General features: G+C 73.6%; 13 protein-coding genes. 8 read left to right on the forward strand and 5 right to left on the reverse strand.

Going from position 1 to position 16,159, the window contains the following annotated elements; genetic code table 11:
* Positions 1-186 precede the first annotated feature (186 nt).
* Positions 187-930, forward strand: a complete 744-nt coding sequence (locus ABD234_RS08965; RefSeq protein ID WP_038371248.1) for a phosphoglyceromutase — start codon at positions 187-189, stop codon at positions 928-930.
* 144 nt (positions 931-1,074) lie between these two features.
* Here ABD234_RS08965 and ABD234_RS08970 read toward each other — a convergent pair whose 3' ends face one another.
* From ABD234_RS08970 to ABD234_RS08980, 3 genes are all read right to left on the reverse strand, one after another.
* Positions 1,075-1,548, reverse strand: a complete 474-nt coding sequence (locus ABD234_RS08970) for a DUF6653 family protein (protein ID WP_198025364.1) — start codon at positions 1,546-1,548, stop codon at positions 1,075-1,077.
* 2 nt (positions 1,549-1,550) lie between these two features.
* On the reverse strand, positions 1,551-3,182 hold the full coding sequence (locus ABD234_RS08975; protein WP_051486588.1) for a helicase HerA-like domain-containing protein: 1,632 nt from the start codon (positions 3,180-3,182) through the stop codon (positions 1,551-1,553).
* Positions 3,183-3,383: 201 nt separating this feature from the next.
* Positions 3,384-4,502: a LacI family DNA-binding transcriptional regulator gene (locus tag ABD234_RS08980; protein ID WP_051486587.1), complete on the reverse strand. Its 1,119-nt coding sequence runs from the start codon at positions 4,500-4,502 to the stop codon at positions 3,384-3,386.
* A gap of 177 nt (positions 4,503-4,679) precedes the next feature.
* On the opposite strand from ABD234_RS08980, the gene ABD234_RS08985 reads away from it, so the two are divergent.
* Genes ABD234_RS08985 through ABD234_RS09000 form a run of 4 tightly spaced genes read left to right on the forward strand, consistent with a single transcriptional unit; the run spans position 4,680 to position 8,919 of the window.
* Positions 4,680-5,900: a Gfo/Idh/MocA family protein gene (locus ABD234_RS08985; RefSeq protein ID WP_084148306.1), complete on the forward strand. Its 1,221-nt coding sequence runs from the start codon at positions 4,680-4,682 to the stop codon at positions 5,898-5,900.
* Positions 5,897-6,682: a cupin domain-containing protein gene (locus tag ABD234_RS08990; RefSeq protein ID WP_038371246.1), complete on the forward strand. Its 786-nt coding sequence runs from the start codon at positions 5,897-5,899 to the stop codon at positions 6,680-6,682. The genes ABD234_RS08985 and ABD234_RS08990 overlap by 4 nt, the downstream gene beginning before the upstream one ends.
* On the forward strand, positions 6,679-7,830 hold the full coding sequence (locus ABD234_RS08995) for a Gfo/Idh/MocA family protein (RefSeq protein ID WP_084148305.1): 1,152 nt from the start codon (positions 6,679-6,681) through the stop codon (positions 7,828-7,830). The genes ABD234_RS08990 and ABD234_RS08995 overlap by 4 nt, the downstream gene beginning before the upstream one ends.
* Before the next feature lie 9 nt (positions 7,831-7,839).
* Positions 7,840-8,919 carry an acyltransferase domain-containing protein gene (locus ABD234_RS09000; RefSeq protein WP_038371244.1) on the forward strand — a complete coding sequence of 360 codons (1,080 nt, stop codon included), beginning with the start codon at positions 7,840-7,842 and terminating at the stop codon, positions 8,917-8,919.
* A gap of 76 nt (positions 8,920-8,995) precedes the next feature.
* On the opposite strand, the gene ABD234_RS09005 is transcribed toward ABD234_RS09000, so the two are convergent.
* Positions 8,996-9,622 (reverse strand): TetR/AcrR family transcriptional regulator, encoded by a 627-nt coding sequence (locus ABD234_RS09005; RefSeq protein ID WP_051486586.1) that lies wholly within the window; start codon positions 9,620-9,622, stop codon positions 8,996-8,998.
* A gap of 166 nt (positions 9,623-9,788) precedes the next feature.
* Between ABD234_RS09005 and ABD234_RS09010 the strand changes: the two genes are divergently transcribed.
* From ABD234_RS09010 to ABD234_RS09020, 3 genes are all read left to right on the forward strand, one after another.
* A complete protein-coding gene (locus ABD234_RS09010) occupies positions 9,789-11,585 on the forward strand; it encodes an MDR family MFS transporter (protein ID WP_084148304.1) in 1,797 nt (598 codons plus the stop codon).
* A 158-nt stretch (positions 11,586-11,743) separates the two neighbouring features.
* Positions 11,744-12,838 (forward strand): GNAT family N-acetyltransferase, encoded by a 1,095-nt coding sequence (locus tag ABD234_RS09015; RefSeq protein ID WP_344355380.1) that lies wholly within the window; start codon positions 11,744-11,746, stop codon positions 12,836-12,838.
* A 420-nt stretch (positions 12,839-13,258) separates the two neighbouring features.
* Positions 13,259-13,996, forward strand: coding sequence for an SDR family NAD(P)-dependent oxidoreductase (locus ABD234_RS09020; protein WP_038371241.1), 738 nt, complete (start codon positions 13,259-13,261; stop codon positions 13,994-13,996).
* A gap of 193 nt (positions 13,997-14,189) precedes the next feature.
* Here ABD234_RS09020 and guaA read toward each other — a convergent pair whose 3' ends face one another.
* A complete protein-coding gene (gene guaA, locus ABD234_RS09025) occupies positions 14,190-15,800 on the reverse strand; it encodes a glutamine-hydrolyzing GMP synthase (protein ID WP_051486585.1) in 1,611 nt (536 codons plus the stop codon).
* Between the last annotated feature and the right edge of the window lie 359 nt (positions 15,801-16,159).

Raw genomic sequence — 16,159 nt, forward strand, 5'->3', positions numbered from 1 at the left:
CCTCCGACCCCTCGACGCCGAGGCCCCGGAGAGCGCCGGCCCCCGTCCGGACCTCGCTCCCGGGAACACCGGGCGGGACGCACGGTCGAGGCCAGGCAGGCGGGAGGACGTCTCACGGCCGGGCGGGCTGCCCTCGCGGAGCGGACCGAGGTGCAGGTACGGGGCGCGCCCCGTACCCTGGGACCCATGACCTACACACTCGTGCTGCTCCGCCACGGCGAGAGCGACTGGAACGCGAAGAACCTGTTCACCGGCTGGGTGGACGTGCAGCTGACGGAGAAGGGCCGCAAGGAGGCCGCCGCCGGCGGCGTGCTGCTCAAGGAGGCCGGGATCCTCCCCGACGTCGTGCACACCTCGCTGCAGCGCCGCGCCATCACCACGGCGAACCTGGCGCTGGACGCCGCGGATCGGCACTGGATCCCGGTGCACCGCGACTGGCGTCTGAACGAGCGCCACTACGGGGCTCTGCAGGGCATGAACAAGGCGGAGATCCGCGAGAAGTACGGCGAGGAGCAGTTCATGGCCTGGCGCCGCTCCTACGACACCCCGCCGCCGGAGATCGAGTTCGGCACGGAGTTCAGCCAGGACCAGGATCCCCGCTACGCGGACCTCGGCGAGCAGCTGCCGAAGTCGGAGTGCCTCAAGGACGTCGTCGAGCGCTTCCTGCCGTACTGGGAGGAGGGCATCAAGCCCGACCTGGCCAGCGGCAAGACGGTGCTGATCGCCGCGCACGGCAACTCCCTGCGCGCGCTGGTGAAGTACCTCGACGACATCTCCGACGAGGAGATCTCGGGCCTGAACATCCCCACCGGCCAGCCGCTCGTCTACGAGCTCGACGAGAACTTCCAGCCGGTCACCGCCGGCGGCCGCTACCTCGACCCGGTCGCCGCGAAGGCCGCCGCCGAGGCCGTCGCCAACCAGGGCAAGTGAGGTCGCGCCCGGGCACGCGAGCCCGGGCGACCGCAGCGAGCGGGCCCCGTGCCCGGCGACCGCGTCCAGGTCGCCGGGCACGGGGCCCGCTCGCATCCCGTGACGGTCCGCCGACCGTCACCCGTCATCGTCACCGGAGGCGAGTCATCCCGCCGTGCCAGGAGGGGCCGCGGCGGTCCCGGCATCGTCCGCGGCGCGCGCCCGGTCCTCGATCGCGGCGTAGCGCGACCAGCAGTACATCGTCAGCGCCATCGCCCCGGCCGTCCCGAGCACGGCCGGCAGCGGCCTGCGCCACCAGGCCCCGGCCGCAGCGGTCGCCAGCAGCGCGGAGTTCGCGGCGTTGACGGCGCCCATCCCGGGGTCGAGGCTGTGATCGGTCAGCCAGCGCTCCTCGCCGAGCATGGCGCGGGTGGCGAAGGCCTGATCATCGGCCGGGGGCGGGGTCATCACGGGGTTGAGGGCGAACCAGGCTCCGACGGCGAGCGCCGCGCGGCCCGAGCGCGTCCACAGGGGCGCCAGCAGCAGCGGGGTGGTCGCCCACCGACTCCAGGCGCTGAGCGGATGGCAGTGCCGGGAGAAGACGAACCGGGTCAGGGGCGGAGAGGCCGGGGGTGCCATGGTCAGCGCCTCCTGCGGCGGGTGCCGAACAGGGACCGGGTGATCTCGCGGCCCACGACGGTGCCCGCCGAGCGCAGGAACGACCTCACCGCCGGATTGTCGAACAGGCCCTTGTCGTCCTTCGCCGAGGACCGCCGGGCGGGGGCGTCCTTCTCGGCGGGCTGCTCCGACGGGGCCTGCGCGTCGGCCTCCTCCGCGGCGGCACCGGCGGCTTCGGCGTCGCGCCGGGCGAGGATCTCGTAGGCGGACTCGCGGTCCACGGCCTCGCCGTACTCGGCCTGCAGCGCGGAGGCGTCCACGATCTTCTGCATGGCCTCGGCGGGCGCCGGGTTCATGGAGGACTCGGGGGCCCGCACCGCGGTCACCGCCACCGGGGTGGGGGCGCCGTCCTCGCTCATCACGGTCACGATCGCCTCCCCGGTGCCGAGCGCCGGGATCACCTCGACGAGGTCGTACTCGCTGCTGGGGAAGGTCGAGGCGGTCGCCTTGAGCGCCTTGGCGTCATCGGGCGTGTAGGCGCGCAGGGCGTGCTGGATGCGGTTGCCGAGCTGGGCGAGGACGTCGCCGGGGACGTCCTTGGGGGTCTGGGTGATGAAGAAGATGCCCACGCCCTTGGAGCGGATCAGCCGGACGGTCTGGATCACCTGGTCGAGGAACGCCTTCGAGGCCCCCTGGAACAGCAGGTGCGCCTCGTCGAAGAAGAACACGAGCCTGGGCTTGTCGGCGTCGCCGACCTCGGGGAGGTCCTGGTACAGATCCGCCAGCAGCCACATCATGAACGTCGAGAACAGCTGGGGCCGGGTCGCGACCCCCGGCAGCTCGAGGCAGGAGATGATCCCGCTGCCGTCCTCGGCGGTGCGCAGGAGATGCTGGGTGTCGAAGGCGGGCTCGCCGAAGAAGACGTCCGCGCCGGAGGCCTCGAAGGCGGTCAGGCTGCGCAGGATCACGCCGGCGGTCGCCGCGGAGATCCCGCCGATGCCCTTGAGCTCGCCCTTGCCCTCGTCGGAGGTGAGGAACTGGATCAGGGCGCGCAGGTCCTTGAGGTCCAGCAGGCCGAGGCCGTGCGAGTCGGCGTAGTGGAAGATCAGCCCCAGCGAGCTCTCCTGGGTCTCGTTGAGCTCGAGGACCTTGGACATCAGCACGGGCCCGAAGTCGCTGACGGTGGTGCGGATCGGCACCCCGGTCCCCTGGCCGCCCAGGCTGTAGAACTCGGTCCTCCCGGCCCGGGACACCCACTCCTGGCCGCGCGCCGCGGCACGCGCGGTGAGCTTCTCGGACGCCTCCCCCGGCACGGCGATGCCGGAGAGGTCGCCCTTCATGTCGGCGACGAAGACGCTGGTCCCGGCCGCAGCGGCCTGCTCGGCGACGACCTGGAGGGTCTTGGTCTTGCCGGTGCCCGTCGCGCCGGCGATCAGGCCGTGGCGGTTGAGCATGGACAGGGCGAGGTTCACCGGCGCCGCGGCGACGGGCTCCTCGCCCTCGACGAGCGCGCCCAGGTGGATGCGGGCGCCCTCGAAGGCGTAGGCCGCGGTGATCGCGGCGGCGTGCTCGGACAGTCCGGCCGATGCGGGGGCCTCGGTCGCAGGCCCGGGGACGGGAGCCTCCTCCGGCTGGGCCTGGGCGTTCTGGGTCATCGGGTCTCCTCGCATGGATCCGGCCGGCTGGTGCCGACGTCGGTGTGCGGAACACCACGATCGTAACCATGCCGCCGCTGGTCGCGGACGGTCCGCGGCCGATGAGCCAGTCCGGACGAGCGCGGACGGGGCCGCAGGGACGAGGACGGGCGGGCCGAGGCGATGAGGACGGACGGGCCGAGGCGACCGGGGGCGCGGCCCTCAGCGGCCTCGGGCGGGCGGACCGACGGACTCCCGCCAGACCACCGTCTGCAGCGGCCCGTCCTGGGTCGAGGGCGCTGCGGAGGGCACTGCACCCTCGTCCGGACGATCGGGGCCGGACCCGGTCCCGAGCCCAGCATCAGCATCGGCATCGGCATCGGCATCGGCATCGGCATCGGCATCGGCCGCAGGGTCCGCGCGGCGGCGCACGGCCTCGATGAGGCGCCGCATCGAGACCCTGCCCAGCAGCTCGCGGTCCTCCTGGACGGTGGTGAGCGAGGGGACGAGGTAGGCGCTGGTGTCGCGGTCGTCCCATCCGGTGATGCTCATGTCCCCCGGGATCGACCAGCCGCGCAGCACCGCGGCGCGGATCGCCCCGGTCGCGATCACGTCGTTGCCGGCGATCACGGCCAGCGGCGGGGCCGAGTCGGGCAGGGACTCGATCGCCGCGAAGCCCGAGGCGGCGTCCCACCGGCTGGGGAGGACGCCGAGGTCCTCGACCCCGTGCCGCGCGATCTGCGCCAGGTAGGTCTCGCGGCGGGCCACCGCCGAGGGGAAGTCCATCGGCCCCGCGATGTGCAGGAAGCGGCGATGCCCCAGGCGCACCAGATGGTCCATCATCTCGGCCACCGGCCCGGCGTCGGTGAGCACGCCCGTGGCGTGCAGGCTCTCGTCGAACTCGGCCAGGACCAGCAGCACCGGCCCGTCCTCGGGGACGGCGGGCGCCTCCGGACCCGGCGGGGTGAACGCGAGCACCCCCTCGTAGTCCCCCGAGCCCACCAGCTCCTCGAGGCGGGCGCGGCGCTGGGCCGGGTCCGCGGGCAGGCCCACGACCTCCAGCACATAGCCGTGCTCCTGCGCCGTCGCGGTCGCCCCGCGCAGCACTCCCCCGGGGCTGTACCCGGCGTCCGGGATGATCACGGCCAGCCGGCCGCTGCGGCGGGTGCGCATGGAGCGCGCGGCACGGTTGGGGCGGTAGTTCAGCTCCGCAGCGGCCTGCAGCACCTTCTCGCGGGTGGCGGCGGAGATCCCGCGGCGCCCGGTGAGCACGAACGAGACAGTCGACTGCGAGACCCCGGCGCGCTGGGCGACGTCCCGGCTCGTCGGCCTCCTGATCATCGATCGCTCCCTTCGCCCTCCACCGGCCCTCGGCGGTCCGTCCCGAGCTCGGGACCCCGGAGCGGGTCTTGACGGGCTGTGGCGGCCGCCATACTATCCCGAGCTACTACGTATTAACGATCGCGGACCCCCAGCGCCGACCCCGGTGCGGCCGCCTCGGGACGGGACAGGACCAGCATGCTGAGGATCGGGATCATCGGAACCGGCGGGATCGCCCAGGCGCACATCCGCGCCTACCTCGCCTTCGGGCAGCTGTGCGAGATCGTCGCGGTAGCGGACGTCGTCCCCGGCAAGGCCGCGGAGCGCGCCGCGGAGTTCACCCTGGAGGCCGCGACCGCCTTCGAGGACCCCGCGCGGATGCTCGCCCAGGCGGATCTGGACCTCGTGAGCATCGCGACGCCGCCCTCGACCCATGCCCCGCTCGCGATCGCCGCGCTCGATGCGGGAGTGCACGTGCTGGTCGAGAAGCCGATGGCGCCCTCCCTCGAGGAGTGCGACGCGATGATCGCCGCGCAGGAGCGCTCGGGCCGCCGGCTGTGCGTGGTCGCCCAGAACCGCTTCCGCGACGACCTCGCCACCCTCAAGGAGGTCGTCGACTCCGGGCTGCTCGGCTCGATCTCCCATGTGCGGGTGGACTCCGCCTGGTGGCGCGGTCTGTCCTACTACGACCTGTGGTGGCGCGGCACGTGGGAGAAGGAGGGCGGCGGCTGCACCCTCAACCACGCCATCCACCACATCGACCTGCTGCTGTGGCTGCTGGGCCGCCCGCAGGAGATCACCGCGATGCTCGCCAACGCCCAGCACGACAACAGCGAGGTCGAGGACCTCTCGGTGGCGGTGCTCCGCTACGGGCGCGGCCTCGCCCAGCTGACCAGCTCCGTGGTCCACCACGGCCAGGAGCAGGAGATCGTCGTCCAGGGCGAGCACGCCCGCATCTCGCAGCCGTGGAAGGTCCTCGCGGAGACCTCGGCCCCCAGCGGCTTCCCCGAGCCCGGCGGGGACGCCGCCGTGCGCCGGCGCATCGAGGAGCTCGCGGCCGCGCACGTGCCGCTGGCCCACACCGGCCACGAGGGACAGATCGGGGACCTGCTGGAGGCCCTCCTCGAGGGGCGCGCTCCCCGGGTCGATGCGGCCGATGGGCGCAGCGCCGTGGAGATCGTCACCGCCATCTATGCGGCGGGCATCGAGAAGCAGGTCGTGGACCTGCCGCTGGCAGCCTCGGACCCGTACTACCGCGCCGGCCAGCTCGTCGCCCGCGCCCCGCGGTACGGCGCCGCGCAGACCGCGTCGGGGCAGGCCGCGCCCGGAGAGAACGCGCCGGATCAGCCCGCCGCGGGGCAGACCGCGCCCGGGCAGGCCGCAGAGCAGGCACCGGATCCGGCGCCTGCGGGCGCATGAGCGCGCCCTCCTTCCCAGGCGGCACGGCCCTGTCCCATCTGGACATCTACGACGATGCCGCGCCCGACGGACGCTGCGGCGGGGCGCCGCACGTGCACCTCGTCTCCACCGAGGCGTACGTCATCACCGCAGGCCGCGGGGAGCTCCAGACCCTCGACGCGGAGGGCGCCCGCTCGACGCCGCTGGCCCCCGGGGACGTCCTGTGGTTCACCCCCGGCACCGTGCACCGCGCCGTCAACCACGGCGGCCTCGAGATCATGATCCTCATGTCCGCCGCCGGGCTGCCCGAGGGCGGGGACGCCGTGCTCACCTTCCCGCCCGAGCATCTCGCCGACCGCAGCGCCTACGCCGCGGCCGCCGCGCTCGGCGAGGGGCCGGACCGGGCCGAGCGCGCCGCCCGCCGGCGCGACCTCGCGGTGACGGGCATGCAGCGCCTGCGCACCGCCCTCGAGGCCGGGGACCGGGGACCGCTCGAGGAGTTCCTCGCCGCCGCAGCGGCGCTGGTCCGCGACCGCGCCGAGGACTGGGCGCGGATCGTGCGCGAGCACCCCCTGGCCCATGCCCAGCAGGCTCTCGCGATCACCGAGGCCCTGGGCCGCGGCGAGACCGCGCACCTGACGCAGGCGCGGATGCACCGCGCCGCCCCGCCCGCCGCCGAGCGCGCCTTCGGCATGTGCGGGCGGATCCGCGCCTACGACCTCACCGACCCGTCCGACCACGCCGAGCGCCCCCAGATCCCCGAGACCACTGAGACCCCCGAGACCCCCGAGGACCATCGATGACCCCGCACCCCTACACGTTCGATCCTCTCCCTCGGCCGGCGGTGGGCCCCGGCGAGTTCGCCGTGGCCGCCATCGGCCTGGACCACGGCCACATCCACGGCATGGTCCAGGGCCTGGTGGAGGCCGGGGCGGAGCTCGCCTGGGTCCACGACAGCGACCCGGACCGTGCGGCGGCCCTCGCCGCGCAGCATCCCGGCGCCCGCGTCGCGACCCGCGAGGAGGAGATCCTCGAGGACCCCTCGGTGCGGCTGGTCGCCAGCGCGGCGATCGCCTCCGAGCGCGCACCCCTCGGCCTGCGCGCGATCGCCGCGGGCAAGCATGCCTTCGTCGACAAGGCGCCGATGACGACCGTCGCGCAGCTCGAGGCGGTCCGGGAGGCGACCGCGCGCACCGGCCTGCTGTACGCCGTCTACTACGGCGAGCGCGTGCACTCCGAGGCGGCGATCCTCGCCGGCCAGCTCATCGAGCGCGGCGCCATCGGCCGCGTGCTGCAGGTGGTGTGCTTCGGCCCGCACCGGGTGGGCGGGAGGCGCCCGGACTGGTTCTACGACCCCGCGCAGTACGGCGGGATCCTGTGCGACATCGGCAGCCACAACTTCGAGCAGATGCTCCACTACACCGGGGCGCGCGGCGGGCGGATCGCGAGCGCGACCATCGCCAACCATGCGCATCCGGACACCCCCGGGCTGCAGGACTTCGGGGACGCGCACGTGGTGCTGGACAACGGCGCCACGGGCTATGTGCGCGTGGACTGGTTCACCCCGGAGGGCCTGGACGTCTTCGGCGACGGCCGCACCCTGATCCTGGGCACCGACGGATACCTCGAGATCCGCAAGTACGTGGACATCACCACCGAGAACGGCGGCGGACAGGTGCTGCTGGTCGACCACGAGGGGCAGCACCGCTTCGACGCCCGCGGGATGACCGGCTTCCCGTACTTCGGCCGCCTGATCCGGGACTGCCTGGACGGCACGCAGACCGCCATGACGCAGGAGCATGCCCTGGCCGCGGCGGAGCTCTCCCTCGCCGCCCAGGCACAGGCCGTGGACCTGGGCGCCGGGGTCCCCGCCGGCGAGGTGCCCGGCCCGCCGGCCCCCGGAGCCGCGGAGGCAGGAGCGGAGGTCCCACGGGAGGTCGCCGCGCCCTAGCATGGGGCCATGCCGTCCGATGCCGCCGTCACGCCCGCCCCGCCGCGCGAGGTCCGCGCCGATTCCGATCTCCCCCTCGACGCCTACCGGGTGATGCTCACCGCCCCCTCCCGGGCGGAGCTGCTGACGCTGCTCGGGATCACCGGGCAGGACGCCGAGGACCTCGCACCCCTGGCCGATGCCGCGGCCCGCGACGACGAGATCCTCGCCGAGGTCGCCCGCACCGCGAACGCCCTGCGCGAGGCCGCCGGGCTGGAGGTCCCGGCCGTGGATCTCGCGGCCCGCAAGGCCGAGCACGACGCGCTGCAACAGCGTCTCGCCCCCGGGGAGGGCCTGATCCCGATCCTCGCCTTCCTCCTGTCGACCGACACCGTCCGCTCCTGGCACGCCGCGCGGGGCCTGGATCGCGAGCAGTCCTGGCACGTGCTGGCGGACCTGGGCCAGCAGATGCGGGTCCACCGCCGGGGCACCGGTCGCCTGGGTCTGCATCAGCTGAACTGGGTCACCGGGAACTGGGCGGGCCGCCTCGTGCATCTGGGGCGGCTCCAGTTCGACCTCTCCCGCCGTCGGGTGGCCCGGCTCGAGCAGGGCGCGGACCGGCCGTCGGACGCACAGGACACCACGGGGTCATCGGAGGCGAGCCCCGCATCGGCCGCCGAGGCGGAGCCGATGCGCTGGGTCGTCGGCACCCACATCCCGGCGACGGGGCCGCTGGACCCGGCCGAGGTCGAGGCCTCCTTCGCGGCGGCGACCGCGTACTTCACCGCGCACTACGCGGACCTGGGCGCGGGGCGCGGGCCGGACGAGCCGGCCTTCGGCCACGAGTTCACCTGCGACTCGTGGCTGATCAGCGACGAGTTCGCGCAGATCCTGGGCCCCGACGCGAACCTCGCGCGCTTCGCGGCGCTGTGGGAGCGGATCGGCACCATCCCCGGGGACGGGGACGGTGCGCTGTTCTTCGTCTTCGGGCTGCGTCCCCCGGTGGACCCGGCGGATCTGCCCCGCCGCACCCGGCTCGAGCGGGCCGTGGCGGACCGCCTCGCGGACGGCCGCGGCTGGACCAGCGGCAAGGGCCGGCTCCTGCGCTGAGCCGCCGCGGCGGCGGCACGCCGCCCGGGTCCCGCCCGCGCCGACGGCCCGGCGGGACCCCTGCGTCCTTCGGCCCTCAGATGTCCGCGCGCCCCGAGTCGTAGAGCTCCACGACCTCGTCGAAGGCGGCCGTCAGCTCGATGCCGCGGGCCATCGCGACCGCGAAGGCGCTGCGGGTCAGGGCGAAGGCGAGCTGCACGATGACGAACGCCCGCTCGCGGGCGTCCTCCCCCTCGAGGAAGCCGGTGAGGATGTCGACCATCTCGTTCTGGATGGTGTGGAGGTTCCCGGTCGAGATCGAGTGCAGCTTCGGCTCGCGCGCCATGACCTCCTTCTTGAGGTCGCGCAGCTCCGGATCGGAGGGCACCGCCGCGAGGGTGTCGCGCATGACCTGGCGCAGGGCCTCGCGGTGCGGGAGCTCCTCGAGGGCCGGCACCAGGCGCGTGACCACCGAGTCCGACTGGCCGGTGAGGATCCCCAGGATCGCGGACTCCTTGGTGGACCAGTGGTTGAAGAAGGTGCGCGTGGACACGCCCGCGCGCCGCGCGATCATCTCCGCGGTCACGTTCGCATAGCCGTGCTCGACGACGAGCTCGAGGGCGGCGCGATGCATCGCCTCGCGCGTCTGCTTCTTCTTGAGCTCCCGCAGCCCCGGGGCGGCCGGCGCCGCGCGCGCTGTCGTCGTCTCTTCCGCATCGATCACGGGACCATCGTAGTCCGGGACGTCACAGAAACTGCACTCACTGAAATAGTGCAGTCAATGCAACAGTTCTGTAGCATGAGGAGGTCGAAGCCCACCGGCGCGCTGCGGCCATCGGGCGAGCCCGCCTCGCCCTCCAATCCGTCCACCATCGCCCCCGAGGAGCTCCGTGAGCACCAGTCCGTCCCAGGCGCCGACCGCAGGCGCCGCCGCCCCCGCACCCTTCACCGGGCTCGACCGTGAGGGCAAGCTCGTCTTCGTCGGCCTCATGCTCGGCATGTTCGTCGCCTCCCTCTCCCAGACCATCGTCGGCCCGGCCATGCCGCGCATCGTCGCCGAGCTCGGCGGCGTCGAGCACTACAGCTGGATCGCCACCGCCGCCATGCTCGTCTCCGCCGTCGCGGTGCCGATCGTCGGCAAGCTCTCGGACCTCTACGGCCGCCGCTGGTTCTACCTCGGGGGCCTGGCCGTGTTCATGATCGGCTCGATCCTCGCCGGCCTCGCCCAGGGCTTCTGGTTCCTCGTCTTCGCGCGCGCCGTGCAGGGCCTGGGCATGGGCACCCTCATGCCGCTGTCCCAGACGATCATCGGCGACATCATCCCGCCCCGGCAGCGCGGCAAGTACCAGGGCATCATGGGCGCCGTCTTCGGCGTGACCAGCGTCGTGGGCCCGCTCATCGGCGGCACCGTCACCGACAACCTCGGCTGGCGCTGGCTGTTCTACCTCACCCTGCCCATCGGCGTGGCCGCCTTCGTCTTCATCCTGCGCTTCCTGCACCTGAAGACCGCCAACCAGCAGGGCAAGGTCGACTACCTCGGCATGCTCACCCTGACGCCCGGCCTCGTGATCGGCCTGCTGGCCACCACCTGGGGCGGCAACTCCTACGCCTGGGACTCCCCGGTGATCATCGGCATGTACGTCGTCGCCGCGCTGTTCATCGCCGCGTTCGTCGTGGTCGAGACCCGCGTGTCCGAGCCGCTGCTGCCCCTGCACCTGCTGCTGCGCCCCATCGTCGCCCTCTCCGTCGCGGCGTCCTTCGCGATCGCCGTGGCCATGTTCGGCGCCATCATCTACATCCCGGTCTACGCCCAGGGCGTGCTGGGGGTCTCCGCCACCAACTCCGGCGCGATCCTCATCCCGCTGTCGGTGGCGATGATCCTCACCTCCATCGTGGTGGGCCTGCTCATCACGCGTCTGGGCACCTACAAGGTCTTCCTCATCGCCGGCGGCCTGGTGCTGGTGACCGGCTACTGGCTGCTCTCCCGCCTCCAGTACGGAGACACCCAGTGGCACCTGACCCTGGCCATGATCGTGATCGGCCTGGGGCTGGGGCTGTCGATGCAGGTCTACACGCTGGTCGTGCAGAACGTGGTGGCCCAGCGGGAGCTCGGCGTGGCCACCGCCGCCATCCAGTTCTTCCGCAACCTCGGATCGACGATCGGCACCGCGGTGCTGGGCACCGTGATGACCGCGCAGATGTCCAGCGCGATCGAGAAGCAGATCCAGTCCCTCCCGGCCGACGACCTCGCCGCCATGGCGCAGATGTCCTCCGGCGGCGCCCTGGACGCCTCCTCCCTCGAGGCCGCGGTGCTGGACCCGGCCGCCCTCGAGAAGCTGCCCTCCTTCCTCGTCGACCCGATCCGCATGGGGATGGGCGAGGCCATGCACCACGTCTTCCTCACGGCCCTGCCCTTCGTGATCGCCGCGCTCGTGCTGTCGCTGTTCATCAAGCAGGTGCCGCTGCGCGACACCCTGCACAGCGCCGACGAGCCCGCCACCGCCCCGGGGGCCGATGCGGCCGCCGAGCTCGCGGGCACCGGCACCGAGACGCCCGAGGCCCACGAGGCCGCCGATGCGCACGAGGCCTCCGATGCCGAACGCGCCGGCGCGACCGCCGTGTCGAGCTCCGCGACCGCGGGCCCCACGCACCGGGCCGAGAGCCCGGAGGCGCCCCCGCAGCGCTGAGACGCCGCCCCTCGGCACGCCGAGGGCCGCCGGGACGCCCCGAGGACGGACGGGGCGTCCCGTCCCGGCCGGCGCATCGACTCCCCACCCGGGGGGTCCGATGCGCCGGCCGTACTCGTTCCCGGACCCTGCGCCCCGGGACGTGGCACGATGGCTCCGTGCCCCTCACCGACCATTTCCCGCCGACCATGCCGCCCGGACTCTCCGAGCGGCTCACCACCCGCCTCCCGCTGGAGTCGGACGTGGAGCCCCTGTGCGATCTGGTCACCGCGGACCTGCACCGCCATACCCCCGACGCCTCGGCCCAGCGCCCCGGGCTGCGGTCGCGTCTGGTGGGCCTGAAGTCCTGGTCCCGCCGGCAGGTGGTGGTGGTCCCGGTCCGGGCCGACGGCCGCCCCACCACCGACCGCCCGCCCATCGGCTGGATCTCCCTCGAGGACCGCGCCGCCGGTCGCACCAACGTGCAGTGGGTGATCGCCGCCGGTGCACCGCAGCGCGAGGAGCTGGCCGGGGCCCTGCTGGACTGGGCCCAGGAGGTCGGCGGGTCCTTCGCCCGCCACCGCGGACTGCCCTCCACCCAGCTCTCGGCCGATGCCGCCGAGGCCGACCGGGACCGCGGCCGCATCCTCGCCGCGAACGGCTACTCGATGGTGCGCACCTGGCTGCACATGCGCCGGCCTGTCCACCCGGGCGAGGTCACCGGCCTCCCCGCGCCCCGCGAGGGCGTGCGCGTGCGCCGCGTCCACCGCCACCCCTCCGGGCTCCCCGTCGCCCAGGACGTCCGCACCGTGCACCGCATGCTCGAGGACTCCTTCCAGGACCACTTCAACTCCTACCGGGAGTCCTTCGCCGAGTTCGTCCAGCGCCTCATCGAGAACCCCGAGAAAGCGGACTGGGACCACTGGTGGATCGCGGAGATCGAACGCGACGGCCGCCGCCTGCCCGCCGGCGGCCTGGTCGCCGCCGCGGTCCCGGCGCGCGCGGACCGCGGCGAGGGCACCTATCTCGAGTACCTCGGCGTGCACCGCTCCGCCCGCGGGCACGGCATCGCCAAGGCGCTGCTGCACGCCGCGATCGCCGATGCCGCCGAGCGCGGCCGCACCCACATCGACCTCGAGGTCGACGCCGACTCCCCCACCCGCGCCGACGGCATGTACACCTCCATGGGCTGGGAGACCTTCGCCCGCACCCAGTCCTGGCACGCCTCCGCCGAGGCCCACCCCTCCCGCCTGCTCGAGCCCCCGGAGAAGTGACCCGGGCGCCGGACACTCCAGCGCCCGGAGCCTCCGCACACGTGCCGCCTCCCTCGCCCCACCTCGCGCCGGGACGCGCCGTGACCTCCCGCTCGCCCCACCACGCGCCGCGACCTCCCGCTCGCCCCGCCACGCGCCGTGGAGGTCATTCCCCGTCGCTTGAAGGAGCGTTCAAGCGACGGAGAATGACCTCCCGGCGGAGGCGGGTCGGGCCGGATCGGGCCGGGCCGGGTCGGGCCGGGCCGCGCGAGCGCGGGGCCGACGGCCCTGATCGCGGGCCCCGGACCGCAGCTGCGGACGATCATCGCCCCCTGAGGGCCGCCCGCCATCACCCCGGCTGAGTTGTCCGATTCCCGCTGGTCCTGCCGGTCCTGGCCCCGGATGCTGGAGGCACAGCATCCCCCAGCCTGGAGGTCGGACATGTCCACCGCACTCATCACCGGTTCCACCCGCGGCATCGGCCGCGCCCTGGCCCAACTGCTCCTCACCGAGGGCGAGGACGTCATCGTCACCGGCCGCGACGCCGCCGGGGTCGACGCCGCCGTCCGCGAGCTCGGCAGCTCGCCCGGGGACGGGCGCGGCCGCGTGACCGGCCTGGTGCTGGACGTGACCGACGAGGACAGCGTCGCCGCGGCCGCGAGCGCCGTCGCCGCGTCGGCCGGCCACCTCGACGTGCTCGTGAACAACGCCGGCATCCTGCCGGAGGCGACCGATGCCGACCCGGCGGCCGCCGTGGACCCCGCGATGGTGCGCCGCACCTTCGCCACGAACGTCCTCGGGGCCGCGGCGATGATCGACGCCTTCCTGCCCCTGCTGCGGGAGGCCCCGGGCGGGCGCATCGTCAACGTCTCCTCGCGCATGGGCTCGCTGCAGGACCAGCTGGATCCGGCCTCGCCGTACTTCGGCACGGTGATCCCGGCCTACCAGGCGTCCAAGGCCGCGCTGAACAGCCTGACCGTCGGCCTGTCGAAGACGCTCTCGGAATCCGGGATCGGCGTCGTCGCGGTGTGCCCCGGGTTCGTGCGCACCGACCTGACGCCGATGAGCCGCGCCCAGGCGCCGCTCGAGCCCGAGGACGCCGCCCGCGTACTGCTGCGGGCGATCCGCGCCGAGGACACCGGCACCTTCACCGACGCCGAAGGCCCCGTCCCCTGGTGACGCCGCCGCCGGCCTCGCGTGGAGGCCGGGATCGCCCGCGCGATGTGCAGCAGCCGCGCCCACGCGTCCTTCGAACAGACGCGGAAGGGCCTGTGGGGGCCGCTCGCCGGGTCATCGCCCGGTGACCGGCCCTCACAGGCCCTTCCGTGCCCGCGCAGCGCGCGGGGAGGCGACGATCAGCGCCGCCCGGGGATCACTCCCACTCGATGGTGCCCGGGGGCTTGCTCGTGACGTCGAGGGTGACGCGGTTGATCTCGCGGACCTCGTTGGTGATGCGGGTGGAGATGCGGCCCAGGACCTCGTAGGGCACCTTGGCCCAGTCCGCGGTCATGGCGTCGTCGCTGGTGACGGGGCGCAGCACGACGGGGTGGCCGTAGGTGCGGCCGTCGCCCTGCACGCCCACGGAGCGGACCTCGGCCAGCAGCACCACGGGGCACTGCCAGATCTCGCGGTCCAGACCGGCGGCGGTGAGCTCCTCGCGGGCGATCGCATCGGCCGCGCGGAGGATGTCCAGGCGGTCCTTGGTGACCTCGCCGATGATGCGGATGCCCAGCCCGGGGCCGGGGAACGGCTGGCGCCAGACGATCTCGTCGGGCAGGCCCAGCTCGTGGCCGACGGCGCGGACCTCGTCCTTGAACAGGGTGCGCAGCGGCTCGACCAGCTCGAAGGAGAGGTCCTCGGGCAGGCCGCCGACGTTGTGGTGGCTCTTGATGTTGGCCGCGCCCTCGCCGCCGCCGGACTCGACCACGTCGGGGTACAGGGTGCCCTGGACCAGGAACGCCTTCGCCTCGGCATGGCCCTCGGCGTCGATGACGCCGCTGGCGCGGAGGATGTCGGCCTGCGCCTGTTCGAAGGTGCGGATGAACTCGCGGCCGATGATCTTGCGCTTCTGCTCCGGATCGGTGACGCCGGCCAGCGCGGTGAGGAACTGCTCCTCGGCATCGACGACGACGAGCTTGGCACCGCCGGTCGACTCGCCGAAGGCCTTCTCGATCTGCGCGGACTCGTCCTGGCGCATGAGGCCGTGGTCGACGTACACGCAGGTGAGACGGTCGCCGATGGCGCGCTGCACGAGCGCGGCGGCGACGGCGGAGTCCACGCCGCCGGAGAGGCCGCAGATCGCGGTGCCCTCGCCGATCTGCTCGCGGATGCGGGTGACCTGCTCGTCGATGACGTTGCCGGTGGTCCACGACGGCTCGATGCCGGCGCCGCGGTACAGGAAGTTGCGCAGCACCTCCTGGCCGCGGTCGGAGTGGCCGACCTCGGGGTGCCACTGCACGCCGTAGATGCGGCGCTCGGGATCCTCGAAGGCGGCGACGGGGCTCGCGGAGGAGGTCGCGATGACGCGGAAGCCGGCGGGCGCCTCGGTGACGCAGTCGCCGTGGCTCATCCACACGTTCTGCTCGAGGTCCTGGCCGTCCAGCAGCACGGAGGCGCTGTCCAGGGCCGACAGGCGCGTCGCGCCGTACTCGCGCACACCGGTCTCCGCGGCGGTGCCGCCGAGGGCGGCGGCGATGGACTGGAATCCGTAGCACAGGCCCAGGACCGGGACGCCGGCCTCGAGGAGTGCGGGGTCCAGGCGGGGGGCGCCCGGCTCGTACACGGAGGAGGGGCCGCCGGAGAGGATGATCGCCAGCGGCTTGCGCGCGAGGATCTCCTGGACGGGCATCGTGTGCGGCACGACCTCGGAGTAGACGTCGGCCTCGCGGACCCGGCGCGCGATCAGCTGCGCGTACTGGGCCCCGAAGTCGACGACGAGGACCGGGTCGGCGTCGGTGTTCTCGGCTGTGCTCACGCCCACCATCCTAGGGCCGACACGCCCGTCGAGCCCCGCGGGGCGACGTGAGATGGGCGGTACCCGACGGGGTGCTGTCCCGGGCCGGCACGGCGGCGGCGGCCGGCAGCCGGCGCCCGGCTCACCGGGTCGCGGCATCGGCGGATCGCCGGGCGGGACGGTGGCGTCGTCGCCGGGCCCGGATGCCTGCGCGGGGCACTCGAGAAATCGCGCCGTCCCCGGATGCCTTCGCGGGGCACTCCAGAAATTGCACGGTTCCGTACCACCTGAATCGATTCACATGGTACAGAACCGTGCAATTTCTCGAACGCCGCCAGGACCTCTCCCGCAGCACACGCCGACCGCACGAACCCTGGTCCCGCGGCCGC

The sequence above is a fragment of the Brachybacterium phenoliresistens genome (assembly GCF_039530785.1).
GTDB lineage: Bacteria > Actinomycetota > Actinomycetes > Actinomycetales > Dermabacteraceae > Brachybacterium > Brachybacterium phenoliresistens.

Coding starts and splice junctions, on each gene's coding strand:
- ABD234_RS08965 (WP_038371248.1), top strand. CDS start 187: ATGACCTACACACTCGTGCTGCTCCGCCACGGCGAGAGCGACTGGAAC.
- ABD234_RS08970 (WP_198025364.1), bottom strand. CDS start 1,548: ATGGCACCCCCGGCCTCTCCGCCCCTGACCCGGTTCGTCTTCTCCCGG.
- ABD234_RS08975 (WP_051486588.1), bottom strand. CDS start 3,182: ATGACCCAGAACGCCCAGGCCCAGCCGGAGGAGGCTCCCGTCCCCGGG.
- ABD234_RS08980 (WP_051486587.1), bottom strand. CDS start 4,502: ATGATCAGGAGGCCGACGAGCCGGGACGTCGCCCAGCGCGCCGGGGTC.
- ABD234_RS08985 (WP_084148306.1), top strand. CDS start 4,680: ATGCTGAGGATCGGGATCATCGGAACCGGCGGGATCGCCCAGGCGCAC.
- ABD234_RS08990 (WP_038371246.1), top strand. CDS start 5,897: ATGAGCGCGCCCTCCTTCCCAGGCGGCACGGCCCTGTCCCATCTGGAC.
- ABD234_RS08995 (WP_084148305.1), top strand. CDS start 6,679: ATGACCCCGCACCCCTACACGTTCGATCCTCTCCCTCGGCCGGCGGTG.
- ABD234_RS09000 (WP_038371244.1), top strand. CDS start 7,840: ATGCCGTCCGATGCCGCCGTCACGCCCGCCCCGCCGCGCGAGGTCCGC.
- ABD234_RS09020 (WP_038371241.1), top strand. CDS start 13,259: ATGTCCACCGCACTCATCACCGGTTCCACCCGCGGCATCGGCCGCGCC.
- guaA (WP_051486585.1), bottom strand. CDS start 15,800: ATGGTGGGCGTGAGCACAGCCGAGAACACCGACGCCGACCCGGTCCTC.